Genomic DNA, 25827 nt, shown 5'->3' with positions numbered 1-25827 from the left:
GAATATGGCAAAGAAATCTAGCCCATCGCTTATTGCTGACAATCGTAAGGCGCGTCATGATTTTCATATTCATGAAACCTATGAAGCTGGTATTGCTTTAACAGGAACTGAAATAAAGTCTATTCGTCAAGGTAAGCTTAATCTTAAGGACAGCTTTTGTCGTATAGATAAAGGGGAAATTTTATTGTATGGTGTACATATCAGTCCGTATGAACAAGGTAATCGTTTTAACCATGAACCGGAGCGGACACGCAAGTTGTTGATGCATAAATCTGAAATCAATAAGTTACATGCTCAAGTTAAGGAAAAAGGATTTTCTTTAGTGCCGCTAAACTTTCATTTCAGTCACGGTTATGTAAAGGTTACTGTAGGTCTAGTAACTGGTAAGAAACTTTATGACAAGCGTCAAGATATGGCGGAACGTGATGCCAAGCGCGATATTGCTAAGCGAATCAAAGAACAACAAAAATATTAAGAGTCATAAGGAATCAAGTCGATATGGCTTGGTTCTTTTTTATATATTTGTTAACTATATTATTTTTAGTGGTTGATAAAAATACAGTGAGAATTTATAATGTAAACAATAAGAGGTGTTTGTAGTTGACATTTTCTAAGTAGAGGAGATATATTATGAATCAGAACATTCGGTACATTACAGAGGTTGCTATTTTAACTGCCATGATTACTGTATTAGGGGCTATTAAAATACCTAATGTCATTCCAGGTATAGAGTTTCAACTATCAGCCCCGTTGGCGGTAGCGATATGTGCCGTATTCGGATTTAAAAAGTATATTATAAGTGGTTGTTTATCTAGTCTAATAGGCTTAGCATTAGGTACTCAAACTATTTTAAATGTTATGATTGCTATGCAATTCCGGCTCATTGTGGGACTAATCCTTTGGATTTGCCATAATCACATGATAGGTATTATGGTTTCTGGTCCAATTGCATCTGCTTTAGCGCGATTATCCTTGTCTTTATACGTTGGTAAGGCTGCATTACCGATGATAGCTCTCGCAGTTCCAGGTATGATCTTTACAGTAATTATGGCACCAGTATTTGTGAAAGTATTCCATAAAATTCACAACCAAGTACCTCAAAGTAATGTAGTTAAAGGTAAGGTATCATAATGGACGAATTATATAGTGTGCGTATGCGCGCGGCTCAAGGTGGTCCCCATGAAAACGGGGGCCACCATATTTCTGGCGCAGAACGCATTGTGACCTTAAATCAAGTTGGAGCTATCGCTCAGTCTTTAGCCGAACGAGCACTACATCATAGTAAGGGGACAGCTGATTTTATCAATATTACAGTGGACTTGATTCCTTCAGAAACAATTACATATATAGAATGCTTAAAAGTAAATGAACATTTTGCTAATACTGTTGCTGAGGCGCATCAATTAGCTGTTGAACTTTTACAGGGCGCTGATATTAGTGAAACTGCTGTTAAACATGCTATTTATCTATTAGAAGGTTTAGATTCATCTATGCGAGGTGCTATGTTGGTTGACGCAATTTCTGGTGAGCGCATAGATTCTGGTAACCGTGGTGTTCGCGTGAGTCATATGGACTCCTTTGATTCTGAAAAACTAGGGGATAATGAACATATGAGAGAGGCCTTAGTATTGGCCTCTAAAGTACAATCTGCTGAAGGGATTGTAGGTGAATTATGTTGGTCTGATGATCCTGATTACACAGTAGGCTATGTGGCTTGCAATGATATTTACCATCGAATTCCTAGCATGAAAGAATTTGGATCTAATCTAGGAGGGCGTGTATTTTTTGTTAAAACAAATACTGATGTGGACTGTGTAATCAAGTATTTGGAAAAAGCACCAGTACTTGTTCAGCGGTGATTGTATGTATAAATTCTTCCAAGAGCAATTAGATAATAAAATCAATAACCTAAATTTGCGCACATTAACGGAATATTGCCCTATAGACGCAGTACGGGTTAGAAGAGATGATAAAGAATATTTGATGATGGCATCAAATAACTATTTAGGGCTTACTTTTGATGAACGTGTAATAGAAGGGGCCATTAAAGGGGCTCAACAATATGGTACTGGATCAGGTGGATCGCGTCTAGTATCCGGTACATTTCCCTTGTTTACAGATCTTGAAAGAGAACTAGCAAAATTTAAGAATACAGAAAAAGCCCTCGTATTTAATACGGGTTACATGGCAAATGTAGGAACCATTTCTGCCATAGCAGATAAGAATACTATTATTTTTAGCGATGCTTTAAATCATGCTAGTATTATAGATGGTTGTAGACTGAGTAGAGGATCTGTAAAGGCTTATAACCATTGTGATGTAGACGAATTAAAGTATTTATTGAAAGAAGTAGAACGAAATACAAGAAAGCTAATTGTCACAGATGGTGTATTTAGCATGGATGGCGATATAGCTCCATTGGATAAGCTCTACGAGCTTAGCCGTGAGTATAATGCTTTACTTATGGTAGACGATGCTCATGCGACGGGTACCATTGGTAGCGGTCATGGAACGGCTGCTTATTATGGTCTTGAAAAAGAAGTGGATATTCAGCTAGGTACATTGAGCAAATCGTTAGGTTCTGTTGGCGGCTATGTAGCTGCTAATAGCACCATCATTGATTATCTTGTGAATATGAGTCGTAGCTTTATATTCTCCACTGCATTATCTCCTGCTGACATAGGGGCAGCCCTGGCTGCATTACATGTTCTTGAGTCTGATACATCTGTTTTAAGGCGACTACAAAATAATGTGAACTATATGGCAGATTGCTTAAATTCTATAGGAATATATGCTACGAATGATACTCCAATTTTCCCAATACTTATCGGTAGTAATGAGGATACTCTAACAGTATCAAATTATTTATACAATGCTGGAATTATAGGTACAGCGATACGTCCGCCTACAGTTCCTGTTGGTGAAAGTAGAATTCGTTTAACCGTTACAGCTGCTCATAATAAAGAACAAATTGATTATGTGTGCCAATCACTGCATAATGCTTTGAAGCAATTAGACTCATGATAGTAGATAATATATCTAAATAAAGACAGTATTAAAAGAATCCTAAATTGATTGGTTAATTAGTCTATATTAGATAAATCGAGTAGTCTAAGAAGAGTGAATATATCTGAACTGTAAAGGTTTCATACAATTGACAGTAATACCAAATAGGCTTATAATTATTAAACCGACGCACGGGGATGTAAAGGTTTCGACAGGGGTGCGTGTGGTATAGATAGCGAGTCGGCGTTCCATGAGGCCGTTAAACGGTGGGAAAACATTTAAACGCAGAAGAAAATTTTGCATTAGCTGCATAAGCTACGTCCCTCATACTTGTGCCTACCAAGTGTGAATGGACGTCAAACAGTAGGCTGGTCTAATTTAGTTGTTCATATGAATTAGGCGAGACAATATGAACTGGGGTTGTGTAGCTTGTCTGTGAGCGATAGCAACCTGAGACTTAAATCATAGACTGTGCTCGGAGAAGTCTATATGGCAACACTTTTGGACAGGGGTTCGACTCCCCTCATCTCCACCAAAATAGAAGCGTACATTTTAAGAAATAAGTCTGCGCTTACAGATAAATTTGTGATTATTCGGCTATAATTGATATAGAACAGCCGATTAAATGGTTTTAAAACCGTCTAGGTAGATTCTTAGGCGGTTTTTTGTATATTAAACATAAAATTTTCATATTAATTTAAATAAAGAATCTTAGAGGTGATAAGACATGGAAATTTTACTTATGTCATATTTAGCAGGAGCAAAAAGTATAACAAAAAAGTATCTTTCAAAAATGGTTTCAAATAAAATAATTTTTATTCCTACTGCTGGAAATGTTGAACCATATACTGGATATATTGATGAAGGTGTTGAGATGTTAAAGTCTTTAGGATATGAATTGGAAATTATTGATATTTCTAAATATGATGAAGATTATTTAAAGAATAAACTTTCAAAGACTGAATGTATCTGTATATCTGGTGGTAACACATTTTATCTATTACAAGAGCTGAAAAAGAAAAATCTTATAGGCCTACTTTATGAAAGAATCAAAGAAGGCTTATTATATATTGGTGAATCTGCTGGCGCAATTATTATGTCTGAAAATATTGAATATAATCAGATAATGGATGATAAAAGTATAGCATCTGAATTAGATGATTATATGGGTGTAAATGTATTTAATCATTATGTTTTACCTCATATAGGGGAATATCCATTTGAAGAGACTGCTCAGAAAACATTAGATACTTATCAAGATAAGATACCATTAGTGCCGATAAACAATAATGAAGTAATCTTAGTTGAGGATCATGGTTATACGGTATTAACTGAAAAAAAGTAAACTAGTAATATATAGTTTTATAATTCTAAAACTATTTAAGTTCATATTGAATATAAAATGTCAATAGTTTTTAACATTTTTGTTGTATACAATATATGTGGGTTTAATCAGATTTTATCTATGTTCTACAAAGGTAGAGGGGTATCGGAAAAATTGACTTTATCTATATAATCCTGTAAAATATATAAAGAAATTTATGTAATTATGACACATAGATGATTAGTTTCGTGTAAAGGAGTACAGATAATGAAGTTCCGTTATTCCCGTATGTTAGCGGCTCTCGTTGTATCCGCTGTAATGGTTGCTGGTTGTGGCAGTAATCAACAGCAAGCAGGTGACGTGAGTGTCAATGCATACAAAATTACTGCAAGTGATGCACAGGTAAACCAAACCTATGCTGGTACGGTAGTTGCAGAAAACTCTGTAGCTGTACATGCTCGTGTAACTGGTTACGTAGTTGAAAAATTTGTTAAAGGCGGGGAGCAAGTTGTAGCTGGCCAGCCATTATATCGTATCGATTCTCGTCAATACGAAGCTACTCTTGCTAATGCAGAAGCACAAGCAGCTCAAGCTAATGCAAACTATAAAAATGCTGAAGTAGACCTTAATCGTTATGAAACATTAGCTCAACAAGATGCTATTGCGCAACAACGTGTAGATACACAACGCAGTACTGTAGAACAAGCTAAGGCAGCTTATGAAGCATACCAAGCATCCGTAAAAATTGCTCAAGATAACTATGGCGATACAATGGTATATGCACCATATTCTGGTACATTACGTATGGATGATATCGATATGGGGACATTTGTACAAGCAGGTTCTACAACATTAGTAACTATTGATTCTATCGATCCTATCTTTGTTGAATTTAGTATGACAGAGCAAGAATATCTTGACTTCATGAAAAATCCAACTGGCGATGATTCCAATGGTCCAAATATTCAATTAAAACTTGCTGATGGCGAAACGTATAATCAACCGGGTTCTATTGTTCAAGCCGCAAAAAGTCTTGATCAATCAACAGGTAAGCTTGTGTTGAAAGCATCTTTCCCAAATCCTGATCATTTGTTGTTGCCAAATATGTTTGCTACAGTGATTTCTCCTGGTCAAAAACTTAAAGATGCTATTCTTGTTCCTAGTCGTGCCATTCTTCAAATCATGGATAAAAACTTTATCTATGTTGTAAATGCTGATGGTGTAGTAGAACAAAAAAGTGTTGAAGTTGGCGGTACAAGTGGTAGCGATACAATTATTAAAGCCGGTTTAGCACCTGGAGACACAATCATCGTTGATGGCTTAACTAAGGTTAAAAACGGTGTGAAGGTTAATGCTAAATTGCTTTCAAAAGAACAATTAAAAACTACAAAATAGAAGGGGGCTAGATCGTGTCGAAATTCTTTATTAATCGACCTATCTTTGCCATTGTAATAGCCATTGTTATTACCTTGGTAGGTCTCATTTCTATGATGAACCTTCCGATAGCTCGATATCCACAAATTTCTCCACCTACAGTTCGTGTAAACACTGCCTATACAGGTGCAACGGCTCAAGTTGTTAATGATACGGTAGCCAGTGTTATTGAAACACAAATCGTAGGCGTACAAGATATGGACTATATGACATCTAGTAGCTCTAGTAATGGTAGTTACTCTTTGACTGTTCAGTTCAATCAAGGCACAGATGCCGATATGGATACGGTTAATACACAAAACCGTGTACAAGCAGCACTTGCTCAATTACCTGCAGAGGTACAAGCAGTTGGTGTTACAACTACTAAATCTTCTGGTGATATGGCTATGGTATTTTCCTTGAACTCACCTGATGGTACTTATGATTCTACATTCTTAAAGAACTATAGTACCAACTATATGATGGATGCTATTAAAGCCATTAAGGGTGTAGGTTCTGTACAAGAGTTCGGTTCTGACTATGCTATGCGCATTTGGTTAGATCCTGCCAAAATGCAAAACCTTGGTGTTACTATTTCTGAAGTAACGGCAGCTATTAAGGGTCAAAACTTACAGGCTGCAGCAGGTACAGTAGGTCAAAATCCTACTAATGGGGAACAAGCATTCCAATATCCTATCAAAATTGAAGGTCGTCTTGTGACACCTGAACAATTTGGTAACATTGCTATTAAAAGTTCCAATGGTAAGGTGTTACATTTAAAGGATGTTGCACGCATTCAAATTGGAGCTAAAGGCTATGACTTTATTGCTAAGTCCGCTCATAAAGAGGTAGCAGGTTTTGCTATTTCTCTTCAAAATGATGCGAATGCATTAGAAACAATTGCTAATGTTAAGAAGGTGTTGGATGAACAATCTAAATCCTTCCCACCAGATATGCAATATAACGTAGTTGTAGATAATACAAAATTCGTAAGTGCTTCAATTAATGAGGTAGAGCATACCTTTGTAGAAGCATTGCTACTCGTTCTTTTTGTAGTATATGTATTCTTACAATCTTGGCGCTCTACAATTATCCCGATGATTGCTGTGCCAGTATCTTTGCTTGGTACATTTGGGGCATTCGTATTATTAGATTTCTCCATCAATACATTAACTCTATTTGCCATGGTATTGGCTATCGGCCTCGTAGTTGACGATGCTATCGTAGTAGTAGAAGCGGTAGAGTACGAATTACAATATAATGGTTTGTCTCCTAAAGAGGCGGCTATTAAAGCGATGGAAAATGTACAAGGCCCTGTAATTGGTATCGCCTTTGTATTGGTAGCGGTATTCGTACCGGTTGCCTTCATGGGTGGTATGACAGGTATCCTTTACAAACAGTTTGCTTTAACAATCGCTGTATCTGTTGTTATTTCTGCGATTGTCGCTCTTGTTTTGACACCAGCCCTATGTGCTACGATGTTAAAACCTCACACACCAAAAGAACGTGAAGACTGGGTACATCGTCAGTTAAACAAATTTAATGCAGCTTTAGAGCGTTTTAGCAATTGGTATGGTATCCAATTGGCTCGTTTAAGCCATCGTTTGAGCTTAACTGTTATTGCATTATTAATCTTTGCTGGTGGTACAGGTTTAGTATTCCACTTCTTACCAACATCCTTTGTACCTGCAGAGGATAGTGGTTACTACATGATTGCTGTTAATGAGCCACCTGGTGCTACATCAGAACGTACTATGGCTACACTTGAAAAAATCGCATCTTTCTTGGAAGGTAAAAATGATCCTGAAAAGCCTAAGGATGAACAATTATTCCAAGAAGTATTTACTGTAGCAGGCTTTGACCTTTTAGGTGGCGGTCAAAAATCTAGTGCTGGTGTAATTTTTGCAACCATGTCTGACTGGAAGTATCGTACAACACAAGCTACATCCATTAATGCTATGATTGGTCAAACATTTGGCTTTGCTGCACAAGGTGTTCCTGAAGCTACAGTTATTGCATTGAATCCACCATCTATTCCTGGTCTTGGTACTACTGGTGGTTTTAGCATGTACATCATCAACAAAGCTGGTGATAGCCCACAAGTTATGGCGGAACGTGCTAATGAATTCTTAGCAGAAGCTCGTAAGAGCCCTGCCATTCAATCTGTTTACACTACCTTCGATACATCTACACCATCCTTACAATTTGATGTAAACCGCGAAAAAGCGGCCCAAGATGGTGTGGCATTAGCAGATATTTTTACTACATTACAAGGTTTCTATGGTAGTATTCAAGTCAATGACTTTACTACATATGGTAAAAACTACAAAGTAGTAGTTCAAGCTGAAGACGCTTATCGTCAAAATGCAGATCAGCTTAATATGTTAGCTGTTCGTAATAGTAAGGGCCTTATGGTTCCAGTTTCTAACTATATTACGAAGGAACAAACTGGTATGCCATCTAGTATTACACGTTTTGATAATGCTATGGCTGTACAAATCGGCGGTTCTCAAGCACGTGGTTACTCCTCTGGTGATGCTATTAATGCATTGAAAGAGGCGGCAGCTAAAACGTTACCAGCTGGTTATACATATGACTGGGCAGGTCAATCTCGTGAAGAATTGAAAGCTGGTTCTCAAACCATCATGATTCTTGGTTTAGGTCTAGTATTTGTATTCTTAATCTTGGCTGCTTTGTATGAATCTTGGAAGGTTCCATTTGCCGTATTGTTCTCTGTACCATCTGGTATGATTGGAGCTTCTTTAGTTCCATTCTTGTTGAATTTTACAGGTAGATATTCCTTAGCTAACGATATTTATATGCAAATCGGTCTTTTGACCCTTGTTGGTTTGGCCGCAAAAAATGCGATCTTAATCATCGAGTACGCTAAGATTCGTGTAGACGAACGTGGTATGAACGTTGTTGATGCCGCTATCGAAGCTGCAAAAATTCGTTTACGTCCAATCTTGATGACATCCTTTGCGTTTATCCTTGGTGTATTGCCATTGGCATTGTCTTCTGGTGCTGGTTCTGGTGCTAGAACAACTATGGGTATTACAGTAGTAGCAGGGATGACAACAGCAACATTGTTTGGTATCTTTATCATTCCAATGTTGTTTATCATCATTGAAACACTTGGGCCTGGTTTATTGACAAACCGCAAAAAAAATCACGACTAATCATCTACATTAGATAATTTTGTAGAATGATAAAAACACGCCACTACTTAGTAGTGGCGTGTTTTTTTATATAATTTATGATATAATAATAGAGTTAAAAATCGGATTGACGTAAGTCGATATTAAGTGTGAAATTAATATAAAAGAGGTATATTATGAGTGAAGTAAAAACATATGTAGCAGGTCATAAAAGCCCTGATACAGATTCCATTTGTTCTGCTATTTCTTTTGCTAATTTGTTAACTCAAATGGGTACACCAGCAACTCCAGTATGTGCAGGTGAAGCGAACAAAGAAACAACATACATTTTGAACCATTTTGGTTTTGAACATCCACAAATCGTTAAGAACTGGGAAGAATTTGCTCCAGAAGGTGGCAACTTATACCTAACAGACCACAATGAATCTAAACAAATCATTGACGGTTACAAGTCTATGAATATGTGCGGTGTTGTGGATCATCACCGCATTGGTGATTTCGAAACTGATGGTCCTGTATTCATGCGTTTAGAACCAGTAGGTTGCTCTAATACAATCATTACTAAATTATACATAGAAAACAATCAAGAAATTCCTAAAGGTATTGCTGGTTTGATGTTATCTGCTATCATTTCTGATACTGTATTATTCCGTTCTCCAACATGCACAGAAACAGATAAAGAAATGGCTCATAAATTAGCTGAAATCGCTGGTGTTGACATCGAATCTTATGGCCTTGATATGTTAAAAGCTGGTGCAGACATTTCTGATTTGACTAATGATGATATTGTTCGTACTGATATGAAAGAATTTTCTGAAGCAGGTAAAACAATTTCTATCGGCCAAATTTCTGTTATGGATACAACAGATGTATTGGCTAAACAAGGGGAACTTGTAGCGGCTTTAGAAGCTCTTCGCAGTGCTAACAACTACGATGCATCTTACATTATGGTTACAAATATTCTTGATGAAAGCACTACATTGCTATTCAGTGGTGATGTTGAGGCTGTAGTAACAAAAGCATTCGAAAAAGAAGTTAAAGACAATGGTGTATTCTTGCCAAATACTATGTCTCGTAAAAAACAAATCGTACCACCAATTCTTGGTGCTATGAAATAGTATAGTAGTATACAAAGATAAAGAACGTTGCTTGCAACGTTCTTCTTCTCTATTTATATGATTATCAAACTATAGTATTTGTAAGGGCGATAGGGGTGTTCCGATGAATTCATTACTAACAGGTTTAAATAAAGAGCAGCAACAAGCCGTTCAACATACGGAAGGCCCTTTATTGATTTTAGCTGGTGCTGGATCTGGTAAAACAAAGGTGTTAACCGTTCGCATTGCACATTTATTAGCTCAAGGTGTTAATCCATATGAAATCTTGGCGATTACATTTACCAACAAAGCGGCTAAGGAGATGAAAAGCCGTGTAGAAGGTCTTGTTGGTGATGTAGCCAATCGCATTTGGCTCAGCACATTTCATAGCTTCTGTGCGAAATTCTTGCGTTTTGAATTAGATAACTTCTTAGGTTATAACAGTAACTTTACAATCTACGATACATCTGACTCTCAAGCTGTTATTAAGGCTGCTTTAAAAGCATTAAACCTCGACGATAAATACTATCCTGTAGGGGCTATGATTGGTGCCATATCTGATGCAAAAAATAAATTGTTATTTGCCTCAGATTTTAGAAAGCAAGCAAGAGACTTTTACCAAGAAAAGGTTGCTGATGTATATGAGTATTATGAACGGGAATTGCGTAAGAATAATGCTCTAGATTTTGATGATCTTTTATTGGTAGCTGTTAAATTATTACAGTCCAATGAGGCTGTGTTAGATAAATATAGCAAACGTTTTCGTTATGTTATGATCGACGAATATCAAGATACGAACCATGCTCAATATTTATTGGCTAAATTATTAGCCTCTCATTGGAAAAATATTGCCGTTGTAGGTGATGCTGATCAAAGTATTTACGCATGGCGTGGCGCAGATATTCAAAATATCTTGGACTTTGAAAAGGATTATCCGAACTGTACATCCATCAAGTTGGAACAAAACTATCGTTCTACAAAGATTATTCTTGATGCAGCCAATGCGGTAATTGAAAATAATGAAGGCCGTCCTAAGAAAAATTTATGGACAGATAAGACAGAAGGGGCTAAAATTCAGCATTTTACGGCTCAGTCTGAACATGAAGAAGCTGCTTTCATCGGCGATACTATCGCTAAAAAGCACGATATTCATGGTGTGCCTTATGGTGATATGGCTATTTTGTACCGTACAAATGCTCAATCTCGTGTACTTGAAGAAGCGCTGATTAAACGGGCTCTGCCATATACGATGGTAGGGGGCACGAAGTTCTATGATCGTAAAGAAATTAAGGACGTTTTAGCTTACTTACGCGTGTTATATAATCCATTCGATGATTTGAGTTTATTGCGCATCATCAATGTACCTAAGCGTAGTATTGGTGCTACTACAGTGGCAAAACTACAAGATTATGCTCGCGCAAATGGCACGTCCTTGTTTATGACATTAACACAGTTGCATCTAGTAGATACGATTAAAGGTAAGACAAAGGAAAAGTTAGAGGAATTTGGTATCCTTATCTTTACTCTCGTAGCTGAAATGGAAGATAAAACGGTACTTGATATCTTAGAATCTATTCTCGATAGAACCGGTTACTTGGCACAATTAGAAGAGAGTACAGATCCACAAGATCAGGCTCGCGCTGAGAATATCGGTGAACTTTTATCTGTAGCTAAAGACTTCCAAGATACAAATCCAACTGGTACAGTGGAAGACTTCTTGGAACAAGTAGCACTTGTAAATGATGTTGATTCTTTCGAGCAAGAAGAGTCTAAAGTTACATTGATGACATTACATGCTGCGAAAGGTTTGGAATTCCCTATTGTATTCTTAGGTGGCTTGGAGGAAGGTTTATTCCCTCATAGTCGCACCTTGATGAACCCTGAGGAAATTGAAGAGGAACGCCGCCTTGCTTATGTAGGTATTACTCGTGCTGAAAAGGAATTATATATTTCTAATGCCACTACGCGTACCGTATTTGGACGCACTAGCAGCTATTTACCATCTCGTTTTATCGATGAAATTCCAGAAGAGTTAGTAGATGGTTTGCGTGCTAAGCGTAAAGTACCTGATGATATTAAGCGTCATGTACCGCAACATATGAGTGTTACAAGCCGACCAGTTACAAAGCCAATCGTTCGCAATGAAGTGATTGCTGATTGGAATATTGGCGATACGGCTATTCATAGCAAGTGGGGCAATGGTAAAGTCATCAATGTTGCCGGCGAAGGGGCTGGTATGAAGCTGACAATTGAATTCCCCACACAAGGTGTACGTGTAGTAATGGCAAAATTTGCACCTGTTAAGAAGGGATAAAATTTGTGTATGGCAGTTAACCTCTCTACCTTACTTGTAAGGAACGTATAGAGTGTTACTGCACTATAAAAGGGATGTAATATGAATCCGAAAGATAGAATTAAAGAGTTACAACAAGAGCTAACTCATGCGCAGTATTTATACTACGTAAAAGATGCTCCTACAATGAGTGACTTTGAATATGATAAAAAATATCGTGAGCTTGTTGATTTGGAAACAGCTCATCCTGAATATATTGTGCCATCATCGCCAACACAACGGGTAGGCATGAAGGTAGAAGGTTCCTTTGAAAAGGTCGTCCATGGCCGCCCTATGTTGAGCTTATCTAATGTATTTAGTGCTGATGAAGTACGTGCATTTGCTAGTCGTGTAGAGAAGGAATTAGGTCATAAGCCTTCTGCTTATGTGGTAGAACTTAAAATCGATGGTTTAGCTGTTAATTTGCACTATGAGAACGGCATGTTTGTACGTGCCGTAACACGTGGTGATGGTCGCGTTGGTGAAGACGTAACTGCTAATGTGCGTACTATTAAATCCATTCCTTTATATCTAGAGGATGCGCCAGAATTTATCGAGGTTCGCGGTGAAGCATATATGCCTCATAGTGAATTTAAACGTATAAATGAAGAACGTGATGAAGAGGGCTTACCTACCTTCGTAAATCCTCGTAATGCAGCAGCTGGTTCTTTGCGTCAACAAGATCCTGCCATTACGGCTAGTCGTAATTTAGCATTCTTTGCCTATGCAATCGGTTCTGAAGTGGGAGCTAATATTCATAGCCAAGAGGAATTGCTCCAAAGTCTAGAAACGTTCAAGTTTTCTGTAAATCCTCATTACCGCGTATGCAAAACAATTGACGAAGTCATAGAGGCTATTAATTATTGGGGTGAAAAGCGCCATGAGTTGCCATACGATACAGACGGTATGGTAATTAAGGTTAATAGTTTCGATGACCAAGAGGTACTTGGCAGTACTGCGAAGGATCCTAAGTGGGCTACAGCTTACAAATATCCACCAGAAGAGGTAGAAACCGTTCTTAAGGATATTACTATCAATGTAGGACGTACAGGTGTTCTTACTCCAACTGGTGAATTGGAATCTGTATTCGTATCCGGTACAAATGTAAGTCGTGTTACATTACATAATCAAGACTTCATCAATGAAAAAGATATTCGCATTGGTGACCATGTCATCATTCACAAGGCAGCCGAGATCATTCCAGAGGTTATTCGCGTAGTTCCTGAAAAACGAACTGGTTCTGAAGTGCCTTTTACAATTCCTAATACATGTCCTGTATGCGAATTTCCTGCAGTCCGACGTGAAGGTGAAGCCGCTGTTCGTTGTACCAATAAACATTGTCCTGCCATTGAAAAGGAACAAATTATCCATTTTGCATCTCGCGATGCTATGAATATTGATGGTCTCGGGCCTAGTATTGTAGAAAACCTAATCAATAACAAATTAATCACCAATGTTGTTGATTTATATCATTTAACGGTCGAACAACTAGTTACCATGGACCGAATGGGTAAGAAGTCTGCTGAGAATTTGGTAAAAGCTATCGCAGATTCTAAATCTCGCGGATTAGATCGTGTACTATATGGTCTTGGTATTCGACTAATTGGATCTAAGGCAGCCGGAACAATTGCAAGTGTTGTAAAATCTATGGAACGATTCATGACTATTACTAAGGAAGAACTCGTTGCAGTAGAAGAGATTGGTCCTACAATGGCAGATAGTATTGTTGAATACCGTCAAGATCCTGCTCATGTAGAAATCATTGAAGGCTTAACAGAAGCTGGACTTAAGATGACTGTAGATGTTGTTGAAGCAGCAGGCAACCAAATGGAAGGCGAAATCGTCGTTCTCACAGGTAAACTTGAAATTATGGGTCGCAGTGAAGCTGGTAAGATTCTTGAAGCTCATGGGGCTAAGGTTACAGGTTCTGTTTCTAAGAAAACAACCCTTGTTATTGCTGGCGAAGACAGTGGTAGTAAACTTACTAAAGCAAATGAATTGGGTATTCGTGTTATGAATGAAGAAGAGTTTGTAGAACTCCTACGCGAACTGGGAGAAATCCAATAATCATACATTCTACAATATTTTGAAAATATATATTATTTGCTTTATAATAAATAATTATGAAAGGATGTGTCTCGATGAAAATCAGCCAAGAGGAAATTAAAAAAATCGCCTTACTTTCACGCTTGGAAGTTAAGGAAGAACATATGGCACATGTAGAAAAAGAGTTGTCCGACATCTTGACTTATGTTGCTGAACTAGATGCATTAGAACTTGATGGTGTGGAGCCTATGGCTCATGCAGTACCATTGCACAATGTATTTAGAGAGGATGAAACAAAACCATCCCTTGATCATGATTTAGCTTTATCCAATGCTCCAGAAGCAGAGGATGGGTACTTTAAAGTACCTCGCGTTGTACAAGAATAGGAGGTTTCGCTGTGGCAACAATTCATGAATTACACAAGAAACTAGTGAATAAAGAAATCAGCGCTGTTGAATTGACGAATGCTGTTATTGCACATAAAGCGAAAGTGGAACCGACTGTACATGCGTACTTATCCGATTCTCATGATCGTGCTTTGGCTACAGCTAAGCTTGTAGATGAAGCAATTGCTAAAGGTGATGCTATTTCCCCATTGGCAGGTATTCCTGGTGCAATTAAAGATAATATTTGTATTAAAGATGAACCTGCAACATGTGCATCTAAAATGTTGGAAAACTTTGTGCCTCCATACAATGCGTCAGTTATTGAACGTTTACAAAACAATCATTATATTAGCCTTGGTAAACTTAATATGGATGAATTTGCTATGGGTGGCTCTACAGAGAACTCTGCATTAGCTAAAACATCTAATCCTTGGAATGCTGATTGCGTACCAGGTGGTTCTTCTGGCGGTAGTGCAGCAGCTGTATCCAGCGGGTCTGCTATTTGGGCTCTTGGCTCCGATACTGGTGGGTCTATTCGTCAACCAGCGTCCTTCTGTGGCGTTGTAGGCTTAAAACCAACATACGGTAATGTATCTCGTTATGGTTTAATCGCCTTCGCATCCTCTTTGGACCAAATTGGACCTATTACTCGTGATGTAACAGATGCTGCTTTAGTATTAAATGCCATCTCTGGTCATGATGCGAAAGACTCCACATCCATTCCAGGTGCTCGTGTAGATTACACTACAGCTCTTGTAAATGATGTACAAAATCTTAAAATCGGTGTGCCAAAAGAATTCTTTGGCGAAGGTCTTAATAGCGAAGTTCGCAAAGCTATGGAAGAGGCCATCGAAACGTATAAAAAATTAGGTGCTGAAATCGTTGAGGTTTCCTTGCCTAACTCTAAATATGCATTATCTGCGTATTATATCATCGCATTAGCAGAGGCAAGCTCTAACTTGGCTCGTTATGACGGTGTAAGCTATGGTATGCGCGTACCGGCGGATAATTTAGTAGAAATGTCTACTAAAACTCGTACAGAAGGCTTTGGTCCAGAAGTACAACGTCGTATCTTGTTAGGTACATATGTATTGAGTGCTGGTTACTATGATGCTTACTATTTGAAAGCATTAAAAGTTCGCCGCCTCATTAAAAATGAATTTGATGAAGCATTCTCCAAAGTGGATTTGATCTTAACACCAACTGCACCTAATACGTCTTATAAATTTGGTGAAAAAGCAAATGATCCATTGGCAATGTACTTAGAAGATATCTGTACAGTACCAGCAAACCTTGCAGGTATTCCAGGTATTAGCATTCCAGCAGGTATGAGCAGCAGCAATTTGCCAATTGGCTTGCAATTGCTCGGCCCTGCTATGGGTGAAGAAACATTGTTACGTGCCGCTTTCACATTTGAACAAGCACGTCCAGACTGTCAATTAGTAGCACCAACTGGGGAGGTTTCTCTATGAGTAGTAAATACGAAACAGTCGTTGGTTTAGAGGTTCATACAGAGCTTAAGACTAAGTCTAAAATCTTCTGTGGTTGTACCACTGAATTCGGCGGCGATCAAAATACACATGTATGCCCAGTATGCCTAGGTTTACCTGGTGCTATGCCTGTGTTAAATAAACAAGTAGTAGAATTTGCTATCAAAGTAGGTTTAGCATTGAATTGTGAAATCCTTAACTTTAACAAATTTGACCGTAAAAACTACTATTATCCTGATTTGCCTAAAAACTATCAAACATCTCAATATGATTTGCCAATTTGCCTAAATGGTCATTTAGATATTGAGGTTAATGGTGAAACTAAACGCATTGGTATTACCCGTATTCATATGGAAGAAGATGCAGGTAAACTCGTTCATAGTGGTAATACTATTTCCGACTCTAAATCTTCTAATGTTGACTACAACCGTACGGGTGTACCTCTTCTTGAAATCGTATCTGAACCAGATATTCGTTCCGGTGCAGAAGCGCGAGCATACGTTGAAAAATTACGTTCTATTTTACAATATTTAGAAGTATCTGACGGTCGTATGGAAGAAGGTTCTTTGCGTGGTGACTGCAACGTATCCGTACGTTTACGTGGCACTACAGAATTTGGTACACGTACAGAAACTAAAAATGTTAACTCTTTAACTGCAATTCAAAAAGTTGTTGAATATGAAGCATTGCGTCAAGCTAAGTTAATCGAAGCTGGCGGCAAAGTAGATCAAGAAACACGTACTTGGGATGATGCTCAAGGCATTACTATTGGTATGCGTAAGAAAGACGAAGAAAACGACTACCGTTACTTCCCAGAACCAGATTTGGTACCAATCGTAATTACAGACGAAAAAATCGAAGAAGTGCGCCGTGCATTGCCAGAATTACAAGATGCTAAAATTGCACGCTTTGTATCTGAATATGGTTTGTCTCGTGAGGATGCTACAATTCTCACAGTATCTCGTAAGACTGCAGACTTCTTAGATGATACTGTTAAAGCAGGTGCAGATCCTAAAACTGTGGCCAACTGGATGCTTGGTGACTTGTCCAAGATGATTAATGAAAGTGGTTTAACATTTGCTGAATCCAAGGTAAGTCCTGAAAACTTGGCTGGTATGATTGCTCTTATCGATAAAGGTACAATTTCCGGCAAAATTGCGAAAAAAGTTATCGTATCCATGTGGGAATCCGGCAAGGATGCTGATACTATTGTAAAAGAGGAAGGTCTAGTTCAAATCACAGATACTGGTGCTATTGAAGAAATTGTTAAGCAAGTTATTGCTAATAATCCACAACCAGTAGCAGACTTCAAGAGTGGTAATGGTAAGGCTATAGGCTTCTTAGTTGGTCAAGTTATGAAGGAATCTAAAGGCCGAGCTAATCCGGGAATGGTAAATGAATTACTTAAAAAATTCTTAAATGACTAATCTACGTGTAAGCATATATTAACATTAATCAATATATAAAAATACAATCCCTTCAGATATATGGCTTTATATCTGAAGGGATTTCTATTTGCCATTATGATGGTAAAATATGGTATAATAAATTGTATAAAATCAATTAGTATTTGTTCATATAAAGGAAATACATATGAATGATCAACACAATATAAACAATAATCAAAATACATATAGAAATGGTAAATCAGATGATACTTATAGTCGCAGTACTTATTCTGGTGAACCTAATACACGCGTATTATCCGACGATGAGAGACGAGAATTTGATGGTGTAACTATTGAAGAGGTAGGCGATTCCGTCCATGTAGATTCAACGCCAACTAATATCAATGACGAGCAACAATATTACGATGAAAACAATCAATATGAACCGAAAGTTAAGGTGTATAGCTTTAATAGTACAAGCTGGCTTAGTCGAATTATATTGTTCATTGTTTTAGGGATTATTTTGGCTGCTGTTGTATTCTTTGGCAGTATCATTCTCACTGTCGCATCTGTTGTTATTTTAGTGGGTGCTATTATTTCTATTATATTTAGTCTCTTTTAATGGTATAATACATATATTATGACTAGACGGTGGCTGAGCCATTCGATGATTTAAAGGGGACCTATGAACGTAGTTTTATCCACATTAAACTCAAAATTTATACATTCTTCTCTGGCTTTGCGTTATCTCAAAGCGTATGGGCAGGCTCACGGACAGGCATACGATATAGTAGAATATACTATTAATATGCCTGTTTTACATATTCTTAGCGATATTACAGAGCGCAATATAGATATATTGGGCTTTGCTTGCTATATCTGGAATATTGAGATGACTTTACATGTAGTAGACATGGTGAAAGCTGTGCGACCAGATATTAAAATTATTTTAGGTGGGCCGGAGGTGTCTTTCACAGCCGATGAAATCTTAAATCGTTGTGCTGCTGTGGACTATGTCGTACAAGGTGAGGGGGAAGAAGCTTTTTATCAACTTATTAGTGCACTAATCGCTGGCAATGATGGCTTAGAAGAGCAGATTCCTGGCGTACGTGGTCGACACATTTCTGGCCGACTCCTGGGCTCTACTGATACGGTGGAGGTAAAAGATCTGAGTACTATACCATTCCCATATGTAGAAGAGGATATGATAGATTTAGAACATAAAATCATCTACTATGAATCCTCTCGAGGGTGCCCATTCTCTTGTCAGTACTGTTTATCTGGCAATAAAAATACAGTTCGCTTTTTTCCGCAGGAAAGAACTTTTAAAGAACTACAGTGGTTTATCGATCATAAGGTAAAACAAGTTAAATTTGTTGATAGAACTTTTAACTGTGCGCCACATCATCATCGACCTATGATGGAATTCATGCGTGATGCCGATACGGAGACGAATTTCCATCTAGAAATGGAACCAGAGCTAATGACGGAATGGGAAACAAATATTCTTTGTGAAACACCACCAGGCCGTATTCAAATTGAGGTAGGGGTTCAAAGTACACATAAGAAAACCTTAGATGCTATTAATCGATATAATGATTGGCCGTATATTCAAAAGGCTATTCGCCCTATTATTGAAGCAGGCCGAACTCATGTGCACATGGATTTAATTGTAGGCCTGCCTTACGAGAATAAACAGCGGTTTGGATTATCCTTTAATGATCTTTTTAGTTTACAGCCACATGCGTTACAAATTGGATTTTTAAAACTGTTAAAAGGTTCTGGTGTACGCCGTATGGAGGAGTATCAATATATTAGTGATCCCTTAGCGCCATATGAGGTATTAAGTACTCACGTGCTCCCTTATAGAGATATACGTTTCTTAAAACACTTTGAAGATGTCTTTGAACGCTTTTATAATAGTGAACGATTTAGAACTGTGTTTGGCTATATTGGTAGTAAGCTTATAAAAGAACATACTGATACATCTATAACTGGGGAAGATACAGAAACTAATCATGTACCACCTATGAAAAAGTATGATCCTTCTAAAGTGGAGACAAAAAAAGATGCTTTTTCCTATTTTTGTGACATGACACAGGCTTGGCTCGATGCAGGTAATCATAAGATTAATTTGAAAGATATAGATCAAATAGAGTTCTTGTACAATTTTTTCTTGTCTAAAGGTGATACAGTAGCTGCCGAATTATTACAATATGATACACTCGTTAGCTATCGTGGTAAGGTCCGCAGTGAAGCCGTAGGTTTACCAAAACAGACAAAAGAACTTTTACAAGAAGGGGAAGCATTTTGGCGCAATGAAGAAATTGCATCTCAGTATATCCCTAACTATACATTTAAAGAGTGGCGCAAAATTCGTCAACAATATGTAGAAATGCCTATGTCTGAAGATACGGCTAAAGTGTTAGGTATAAAGAATGTACCAAATGTACCTTTTACAGTTGTAATCGACGTAAATAAAGAGGTAAAACCTTTTATACGTCCTGAAATAGAGGCTTGTTAGTAATATAAAAATAGTTTATCTAATTTTTTATAATCAAAAGATTAGAGAATTTATGATAGTTGAAATATTACATAATAAGCGATGATTGGTTAGTTTAATAGGAGTATTATGACCGATACAACGAGATCAAAACGATACCGCATGGTATCTAAATATTATAAAGAAACATATGGGGAAAAGGTTTATAAATTACCTGTAGCACTACCCTTGACCTGTCCTAACAGAGATGGTTCGGCTGGTGTTGGAGGCTGTACCTTTTGTGGTGAAATTGGCGCGGGATACGAAAATCGTCCTGCCTGGATGACGGTGCGCATGCAATTAGAGGAAAATATTGCTCACATAGGCCCTAAATATAAAGCAAAGAAGTTCATCCCTTATTACCAAAACTTTAGTAATACCTACTTGAATCTTGATGATTTTAAAAGCTATATTGAACAAGGTTGTATTGATAAAGCCGTGGGCATTGCTATTGCAACAAGACCCGATTGTATTGCCGATGAATATCTTGAGATATTAGCTGATATTAGGGATCGCTTTCATAAGGATATCTATATTGAGCTAGGTCTTCAAACGGTTAACTATGATACATTAGAGAAAATTAATCGCGGTCATGATTTAGCCCAGTTTATTGATGCCGTATTACGGATTAAGCGATATGGATTTAACATAACTACTCATATGATAGTTAATTTACCATGGGATACAATGAAGGATACAATCGAAGGGGCTCGTATTTTATCTGCACTCGGTGTTGATCAAGTGAAACTACATGCTTTGTATATTGTAAAAAATACATTGATGGCCAAGTGGTATCAAGAGGGTCAGTTTACCCTAATTAGTGCGGAAGAATATGCTGATCGGGTTGTTAATTTTGTACGTCATTTACATCCTGACATTGTTTTACAGCGTCTTGTAGGGAGAGCACCTGAAGATAATACGCTTTTTACAAACTGGTCTATGGGTTGGTGGCGCGTACAAGATTTAATTGATGATAAACTAGACGAACTAGATGCTCATCAAGGTGATCTCTGTGATTACCTAAATGGTAAAGCAGTTCGTAAATTTATAGATTAGGAGGTTGTATGAGCGAACAAGTATTTACATTTCCTACATATGACCTAGCACAATCCATACTAGGTCAACATAATCGATATCTGCATATGATGCTTGAAGTCATCTCTGCAGATGTAGTGGCACGAGGTGATACGGTAGTTATAAAGGGCGATGAAAAACAAGTAGAAGCTCTCTATCGTACCCTTGAAGAATTAGTATTCCTTTACCGTGAAGGTAGTACCATAACTGAGTCTCAAGTGCGTATTGCGGCTAAACTTGTGGCTAATGGTAAAGCTGATGCCGTACATACTATGTTTGAGGATACTTTATCCGTTAATATGCGTGGTAAAAATATTACGCCTAAAACGGAAGGTCAAAAATACTATGTAGATAGTATCCGAAAAAATACTATTACTTTTGGTATTGGTCCTGCTGGTACAGGTAAAACATTCCTAGCAGTAGCTTTAGCTGCATTCTATTTAAAAAACCGCAATGTAGATAAAATTATTTTGACACGCCCTGCTGTAGAGGCAGGTGAACGGTTAGGCTTCCTACCTGGTGAATTACAAGACAAGGTTGATCCTTATTTAAGACCTCTTTATGATGCATTACATGAAATGTTTGGTATCGAGCAAGTACAACGTTTTATGGAACGTGGTACTATCGAGGTAGCACCACTAGCGTATATGCGTGGCCGTACATTGGAAAATGCCTTCGTCATTCTCGATGAGGCTCAAAATACGACGGCAGAACAGATGAAAATGTTCCTAACTCGTCTAGGCAACAACTCTAAAATGGTAGTCAACGGTGATAAGACACAAATTGACTTACCTCCACGTGTTGTGTCTGGCCTCGGCGAGGCTGAAAAGGTATTGCGTCATGTACCTGGTATTAATATGGTTTACTTTAGCGATCAAGACGTTGTTCGTCACGATTTAGTAGGTCGCATTGTAAAAGCTTACGATGCATATCACGAACGTAAGTTAGCTGGTGAGACTACAGAATCTAACGCAGTATCCAAAGAGAATGTAGCGAAAGGATAAGTATGTATATACACATTAGCTATGATGAAGGAATTCAAGAGGATTCCAATATTGAGGCTGTTATACGCAAGGTCTGCGATGAAGTGAGTCGCGTATATGGCCTCGAAGAAGATGAAATGAGTATTTTACTCTGCAATAATGCTAAAATTCACGAGCTTAATAAGGAATATCGAGGCATCGATAGACCAACGGATGTATTGTCCTTTGCCCTCAATGAAGGGGATGATTACGAAGGTAGTAAAGAGGAACATCACTTACTTGGTGATATGATTATTTCCTTAGAGCGTACTCGTGAACAAGCTATTGAATATGGACATAGTTTTGAACGGGAATTAGCATATTTAACGACTCACAGTTGCTTACATATTTTAGGCTATGACCATATGAACGACGAAGATAAAAAAGAGATGCGCACAGAGGAAGAATTTATCCTAGGTAACTTGGGTTATGTGCGGGAGGATGCACCATATAATGAATAAGAACGAACATTTTAAATCAGGCTTTGTTGCCGTTGTAGGACGCCCTAATGTAGGTAAATCTACCTTAATCAACGCTCTTATTGGCGATAAGATTGCTATCGTATCCGATAAGGCTCAAACAACGCGTAACCGTATCATCTGCGTATATACGGATGAATCCAAACAAATCGTATTTATGGATACACCTGGTGTGCATAAACCTAAGCACAAGTTAGGCGAATTCATGGTAGATGCTGCTATTGAGTCCTTAAAAGAAACGGAAGCCGTTTTATTTGTCGTAGCAGGCAATGAAAAACGTGGTCCTGGGGATAATTTTATTATTGAACAATTGAAACGTGTAAAGGTTCCTGTATTTTTGGTAGTCAACAAAATTGATACACTCAAAAAAGAAGAGCTTTTAGAAGCAATCGTTTCTTATCAAGATGCATATCCTTTTGCAGGTGTCATTCCTATTTCTGCAAAAGATAAAGAGAACTTATCTGAAATTCTTAAGGTTCTAGAGGAAACCTTGCCGGAAGGTCCACAATATTTTCCGGAGGATATGATTACGGATCAACCGGAACGCCTTATTATTTCCGATATCATTCGTGAAAAAATCTTGTTAGCTACACGAGATGAGATTCCTCATGCTATCGCTGTAGACGTAGATGAAATGAAAACACGTGATGATGGTACTACCTATATCCGCGCTACAATCTACTGTGAAAGAGACTCTCAAAAGGGAATTATCATCGGTAAAAAAGGTGCTTTGTTAAAACAACTTGGCGCTGAAGCGCGCGCAGATATTCAAAAGCTATTAGCTACAAAGGTGTACTTGGACCTTTGGGTTAAAGTAAAAAAAGATTGGAGAAATAAATCTGGTATGTTATCTGAACTTGGTTATAGAAAATAATTTGATATAATAAAAAGAAATAAGTGTTTCCATATTCATATGAAAGGAATAAAGATGGATAGTGTAGATGGCCTGTTACCCATAGGGTTTGGTCTGTTATGTATTTTTTTAATTAACTTTTTTGTGGTTGCAAAGTTCTCCTTTGCACGCCTTCGTAAAGAACATGTAGAGGATATGGACATCCTCTTGGAGAAGGATAGAGAATTTTTATTAAAGCTTTATCAAAATCCTGAGTATTTTTTAAATACTACACAGTTTTTGATTCTATTCTTTATTTTGGCCCTTGCAGGCACAGGTACTTTTGTATTTGATAATATTGTTGATCGTATAGTGGCGGTTCTTAATATTCATAGTACTTGGATGCATTTGGTACTAGATATTATTCTATTACTATTAATTAGTTTAATCGTCCTAATTTTCGGTGAAATTGTACCTAAAGCATTGGGCTTATCCTTCCCTACAAAATACGTAAATACCTATAGCCGTATCGTCGTGGCTGCAGGTAAATTGGTGTATCCATTTATTTGGATTGCTAGTAAAATCTCCAATGTTATTTTAGGCTTTTACAAAACAAAATATTTAACAGAGCTTGATCTTGTGTACTCAGAAGAAGAAATTCGCATGATGATTTCTCGAAGCCACGAGGAAGGGCAACTGGACCAAGTAGAGTCTGAGTTAATCGATAATGTTTTTAACTTCGTAGATCGCATGGCGAAAGAGGTTATGGTGCCTCGTCAAGATGTAGACTGCGTATTCGTTGAAGATGGTTACGATGAAGCGATGAAGGTTATCCGCTCTAAAGTACATACACGTTATCCACTCTGTGTAGAGGATAAGGATCACATTATTGGACTCGTTCATATTAAAGATTTAATGGAACGCCCTAATCAAGCCCGTAAGGATTTGCGCAATATTAAACGAGACATTCTTACTGTTCCAGAGGTAATGAAATTATCTACCTTGTTGCAATATATGAGAACGCGCCGTATATATCTAGCTGTAGTAGTAGATGAATATGGTGGCATGGTTGGTCTAGTAGGCTTAGAAGATATTATCGAAGAGTTGGTTGGGGACATACAAGATGAGCATGAGCCGCATTTACCAGCTACGATGTCCTATGCAGATGGTTCCTTCGAGTTTGATGGCAAGGTCCTCGTAGACGAAGTAGAAGAAATTATGAATATTGAAATTGATAATTCTGATTCTGATACAATAGGTGGCTATGTCTTTGGTTTATTAGAACGTACACCAATCGTAGGTGATACGGTGGATGCTCATGGTTACACCTTTGAAGTTACTCAAATGCAAGGATATCGTATCTCTCGCATTAAAGTAACACCTATACCAGTAGAGGAACCAACGGAAGAAGAAAATGAAGAAGCTTAATGGTGGTTTTAATACGCCAGCCATCGTCATAAGTCGAAAAAAGTATAAGTTGTATTCCGTATTTACGTTTATTACGCCTAGCTTGGGACTTATTAAAGCATCGATTCCACATAAGCGAATGATGACGATGCGCAACAGCTCCTATTTACGTCCATTTAGTGCCATGTATATTACAGTTGTACCGGATGGGGAATATGTAAATGTTACGCAAATTGATGGCTCCTATGTGGTGGAATCCTTAGATGTAAACCTCGATAATATTGCTTATGCAGCAGTAGCGAGTGAGCTCATTCAAGAGTTATTTGCCATGTATGACGTAGATCGCAAGGTCTTTGATACTGTTGTAAACTATTCCAAGCAAATTCGACGTCGCAATGTACAATTGGGAACGATAATGCTCGGATGGCAACTATTATCTCTCGCAGGGGTTGTCCCTAGTGCTAATGCTTTTAACCATCAAGACGGAATTGAGCCATTCTGGATGCAGGTGCGGGAAACTACAAATCTTAGCATTTCTCGTTCTGTGAAAGCTACATTACCTCAGATTCTAGCTTACCAGTGGGGTGAAGATACGCCTTTAGAATTTCCCAAAACAATTTGGAAGGAACTTGAAAGGCTATTATTTGCATACTGTGAGCAAGAAATTGGTAAACCATTGCAAAGCGTTAAGTTTTTAAATTCCATAATTTAATGTGAAAAGCATCAATCATAGTATTGGTGCTTTTTCTGTATCTATGGTTACATATGAAAAAATATAATACTAATAGACATATGTGCATCTGTAGTTGACACTTTTAATAACAATTATTT

The 25827-nt window shown here is 37.8% G+C and carries 21 protein-coding genes and 1 other RNA gene; all 22 read left to right on the top strand.

Annotated features, from left to right (window positions below):
* Positions 1-4: 4 nt before the first annotated feature.
* Positions 5-475 (top strand): SsrA-binding protein SmpB, encoded by a 471-nt coding sequence (gene smpB / locus KH286_RS02025; protein ID WP_004695987.1) that lies wholly within the window; start codon positions 5-7, stop codon positions 473-475.
* A 155-nt stretch (positions 476-630) separates the two neighbouring features.
* Entirely contained in the window at positions 631-1131 is a 501-nt protein-coding gene (locus KH286_RS02020) for a hypothetical protein (RefSeq protein WP_101928323.1), read from the top strand.
* Positions 1131-1859: a 6-carboxyhexanoate--CoA ligase gene (locus KH286_RS02015; RefSeq protein ID WP_101928322.1), complete on the top strand. Its 729-nt coding sequence runs from the start codon at positions 1131-1133 to the stop codon at positions 1857-1859. The genes KH286_RS02020 and KH286_RS02015 overlap by 1 nt, the downstream gene beginning before the upstream one ends.
* Before the next feature lie 4 nt (positions 1860-1863).
* Entirely contained in the window at positions 1864-3024 is a 1161-nt protein-coding gene (gene bioF, locus KH286_RS02010) for an 8-amino-7-oxononanoate synthase (RefSeq protein WP_101928321.1), read from the top strand.
* 175 nt (positions 3025-3199) lie between these two features.
* Positions 3200-3541, top strand: a transfer-messenger RNA (tmRNA) gene (gene ssrA / locus KH286_RS02005).
* 192 nt (positions 3542-3733) lie between these two features.
* Positions 3734-4351, top strand: a complete 618-nt coding sequence (locus tag KH286_RS02000; protein WP_123137912.1) for a Type 1 glutamine amidotransferase-like domain-containing protein — start codon at positions 3734-3736, stop codon at positions 4349-4351.
* A 246-nt stretch (positions 4352-4597) separates the two neighbouring features.
* Positions 4598-5725 (top strand): efflux RND transporter periplasmic adaptor subunit, encoded by a 1128-nt coding sequence (locus tag KH286_RS01995; RefSeq protein WP_077708465.1) that lies wholly within the window; start codon positions 4598-4600, stop codon positions 5723-5725.
* 14 nt (positions 5726-5739) lie between these two features.
* On the top strand, positions 5740-8922 hold the full coding sequence (locus KH286_RS01990; protein WP_077708464.1) for an efflux RND transporter permease subunit: 3183 nt from the start codon (positions 5740-5742) through the stop codon (positions 8920-8922).
* A gap of 155 nt (positions 8923-9077) precedes the next feature.
* Positions 9078-10019 (top strand): manganese-dependent inorganic pyrophosphatase, encoded by a 942-nt coding sequence (locus tag KH286_RS01985; RefSeq protein ID WP_077708463.1) that lies wholly within the window; start codon positions 9078-9080, stop codon positions 10017-10019.
* 103 nt (positions 10020-10122) lie between these two features.
* Complete coding sequence (gene pcrA / locus KH286_RS01980) at positions 10123-12312, top strand: DNA helicase PcrA (RefSeq protein ID WP_077708462.1); 2190 nt, start codon at positions 10123-10125, stop codon at positions 12310-12312.
* 81 nt (positions 12313-12393) lie between these two features.
* Entirely contained in the window at positions 12394-14397 is a 2004-nt protein-coding gene (ligA, locus tag KH286_RS01975; protein WP_077708461.1) for an NAD-dependent DNA ligase LigA, read from the top strand.
* Positions 14398-14471: 74 nt separating this feature from the next.
* Positions 14472-14762 carry an Asp-tRNA(Asn)/Glu-tRNA(Gln) amidotransferase subunit GatC gene (gatC, locus tag KH286_RS01970; protein ID WP_004696952.1) on the top strand — a complete coding sequence of 97 codons (291 nt, stop codon included), beginning with the start codon at positions 14472-14474 and terminating at the stop codon, positions 14760-14762.
* Between the two features lie 11 nt (positions 14763-14773).
* Positions 14774-16234: an Asp-tRNA(Asn)/Glu-tRNA(Gln) amidotransferase subunit GatA gene (gene gatA / locus KH286_RS01965; protein ID WP_077708460.1), complete on the top strand. Its 1461-nt coding sequence runs from the start codon at positions 14774-14776 to the stop codon at positions 16232-16234.
* Entirely contained in the window at positions 16231-17679 is a 1449-nt protein-coding gene (gene gatB / locus KH286_RS01960; protein WP_123137913.1) for an Asp-tRNA(Asn)/Glu-tRNA(Gln) amidotransferase subunit GatB, read from the top strand. Before gatA ends, gatB begins: the two co-directional genes overlap by 4 nt.
* A gap of 166 nt (positions 17680-17845) precedes the next feature.
* Positions 17846-18262 carry a DUF308 domain-containing protein gene (locus KH286_RS01955; RefSeq protein WP_123137914.1) on the top strand — a complete coding sequence of 139 codons (417 nt, stop codon included), beginning with the start codon at positions 17846-17848 and terminating at the stop codon, positions 18260-18262.
* A gap of 63 nt (positions 18263-18325) precedes the next feature.
* A complete protein-coding gene (locus tag KH286_RS01950) occupies positions 18326-20164 on the top strand; it encodes a B12-binding domain-containing radical SAM protein (RefSeq protein ID WP_123137915.1) in 1839 nt (612 codons plus the stop codon).
* Between the two features lie 108 nt (positions 20165-20272).
* The gene (locus tag KH286_RS01945) at positions 20273-21238 is read left to right on the top strand and encodes a TIGR01212 family radical SAM protein (RefSeq protein WP_123137916.1); all 966 of its coding nucleotides are present in this window, start codon (positions 20273-20275) and stop codon (positions 21236-21238) included.
* A gap of 8 nt (positions 21239-21246) precedes the next feature.
* Complete coding sequence (locus KH286_RS01940) at positions 21247-22260, top strand: PhoH family protein (protein ID WP_024061834.1); 1014 nt, start codon at positions 21247-21249, stop codon at positions 22258-22260.
* 2 nt (positions 22261-22262) lie between these two features.
* Complete coding sequence (gene ybeY / locus KH286_RS01935; RefSeq protein ID WP_021148196.1) at positions 22263-22739, top strand: rRNA maturation RNase YbeY; 477 nt, start codon at positions 22263-22265, stop codon at positions 22737-22739.
* The gene (gene era, locus KH286_RS01930) at positions 22732-23631 is read left to right on the top strand and encodes a GTPase Era (RefSeq protein ID WP_077708456.1); all 900 of its coding nucleotides are present in this window, start codon (positions 22732-22734) and stop codon (positions 23629-23631) included. The genes ybeY and era overlap by 8 nt, the downstream gene beginning before the upstream one ends.
* Positions 23632-23685: 54 nt before the next feature.
* Positions 23686-25017: a hemolysin family protein gene (locus KH286_RS01925; RefSeq protein WP_004695947.1), complete on the top strand. Its 1332-nt coding sequence runs from the start codon at positions 23686-23688 to the stop codon at positions 25015-25017.
* Entirely contained in the window at positions 25004-25708 is a 705-nt protein-coding gene (gene recO / locus KH286_RS01920; protein ID WP_278617549.1) for a DNA repair protein RecO, read from the top strand. The genes KH286_RS01925 and recO overlap by 14 nt, the downstream gene beginning before the upstream one ends.
* The last annotated feature ends 119 nt before the right edge of the window (positions 25709-25827 follow it).

Origin of the sequence: Veillonella parvula, from assembly GCF_018378075.1 — a bacterium.
GTDB classification, from domain to species: Bacteria; Bacillota; Negativicutes; order Veillonellales; family Veillonellaceae; genus Veillonella; species Veillonella parvula_K.
Note: the sequence above shows the minus strand (reverse complement) of the source record. Positions and strands in the feature narration are given on the sequence as shown.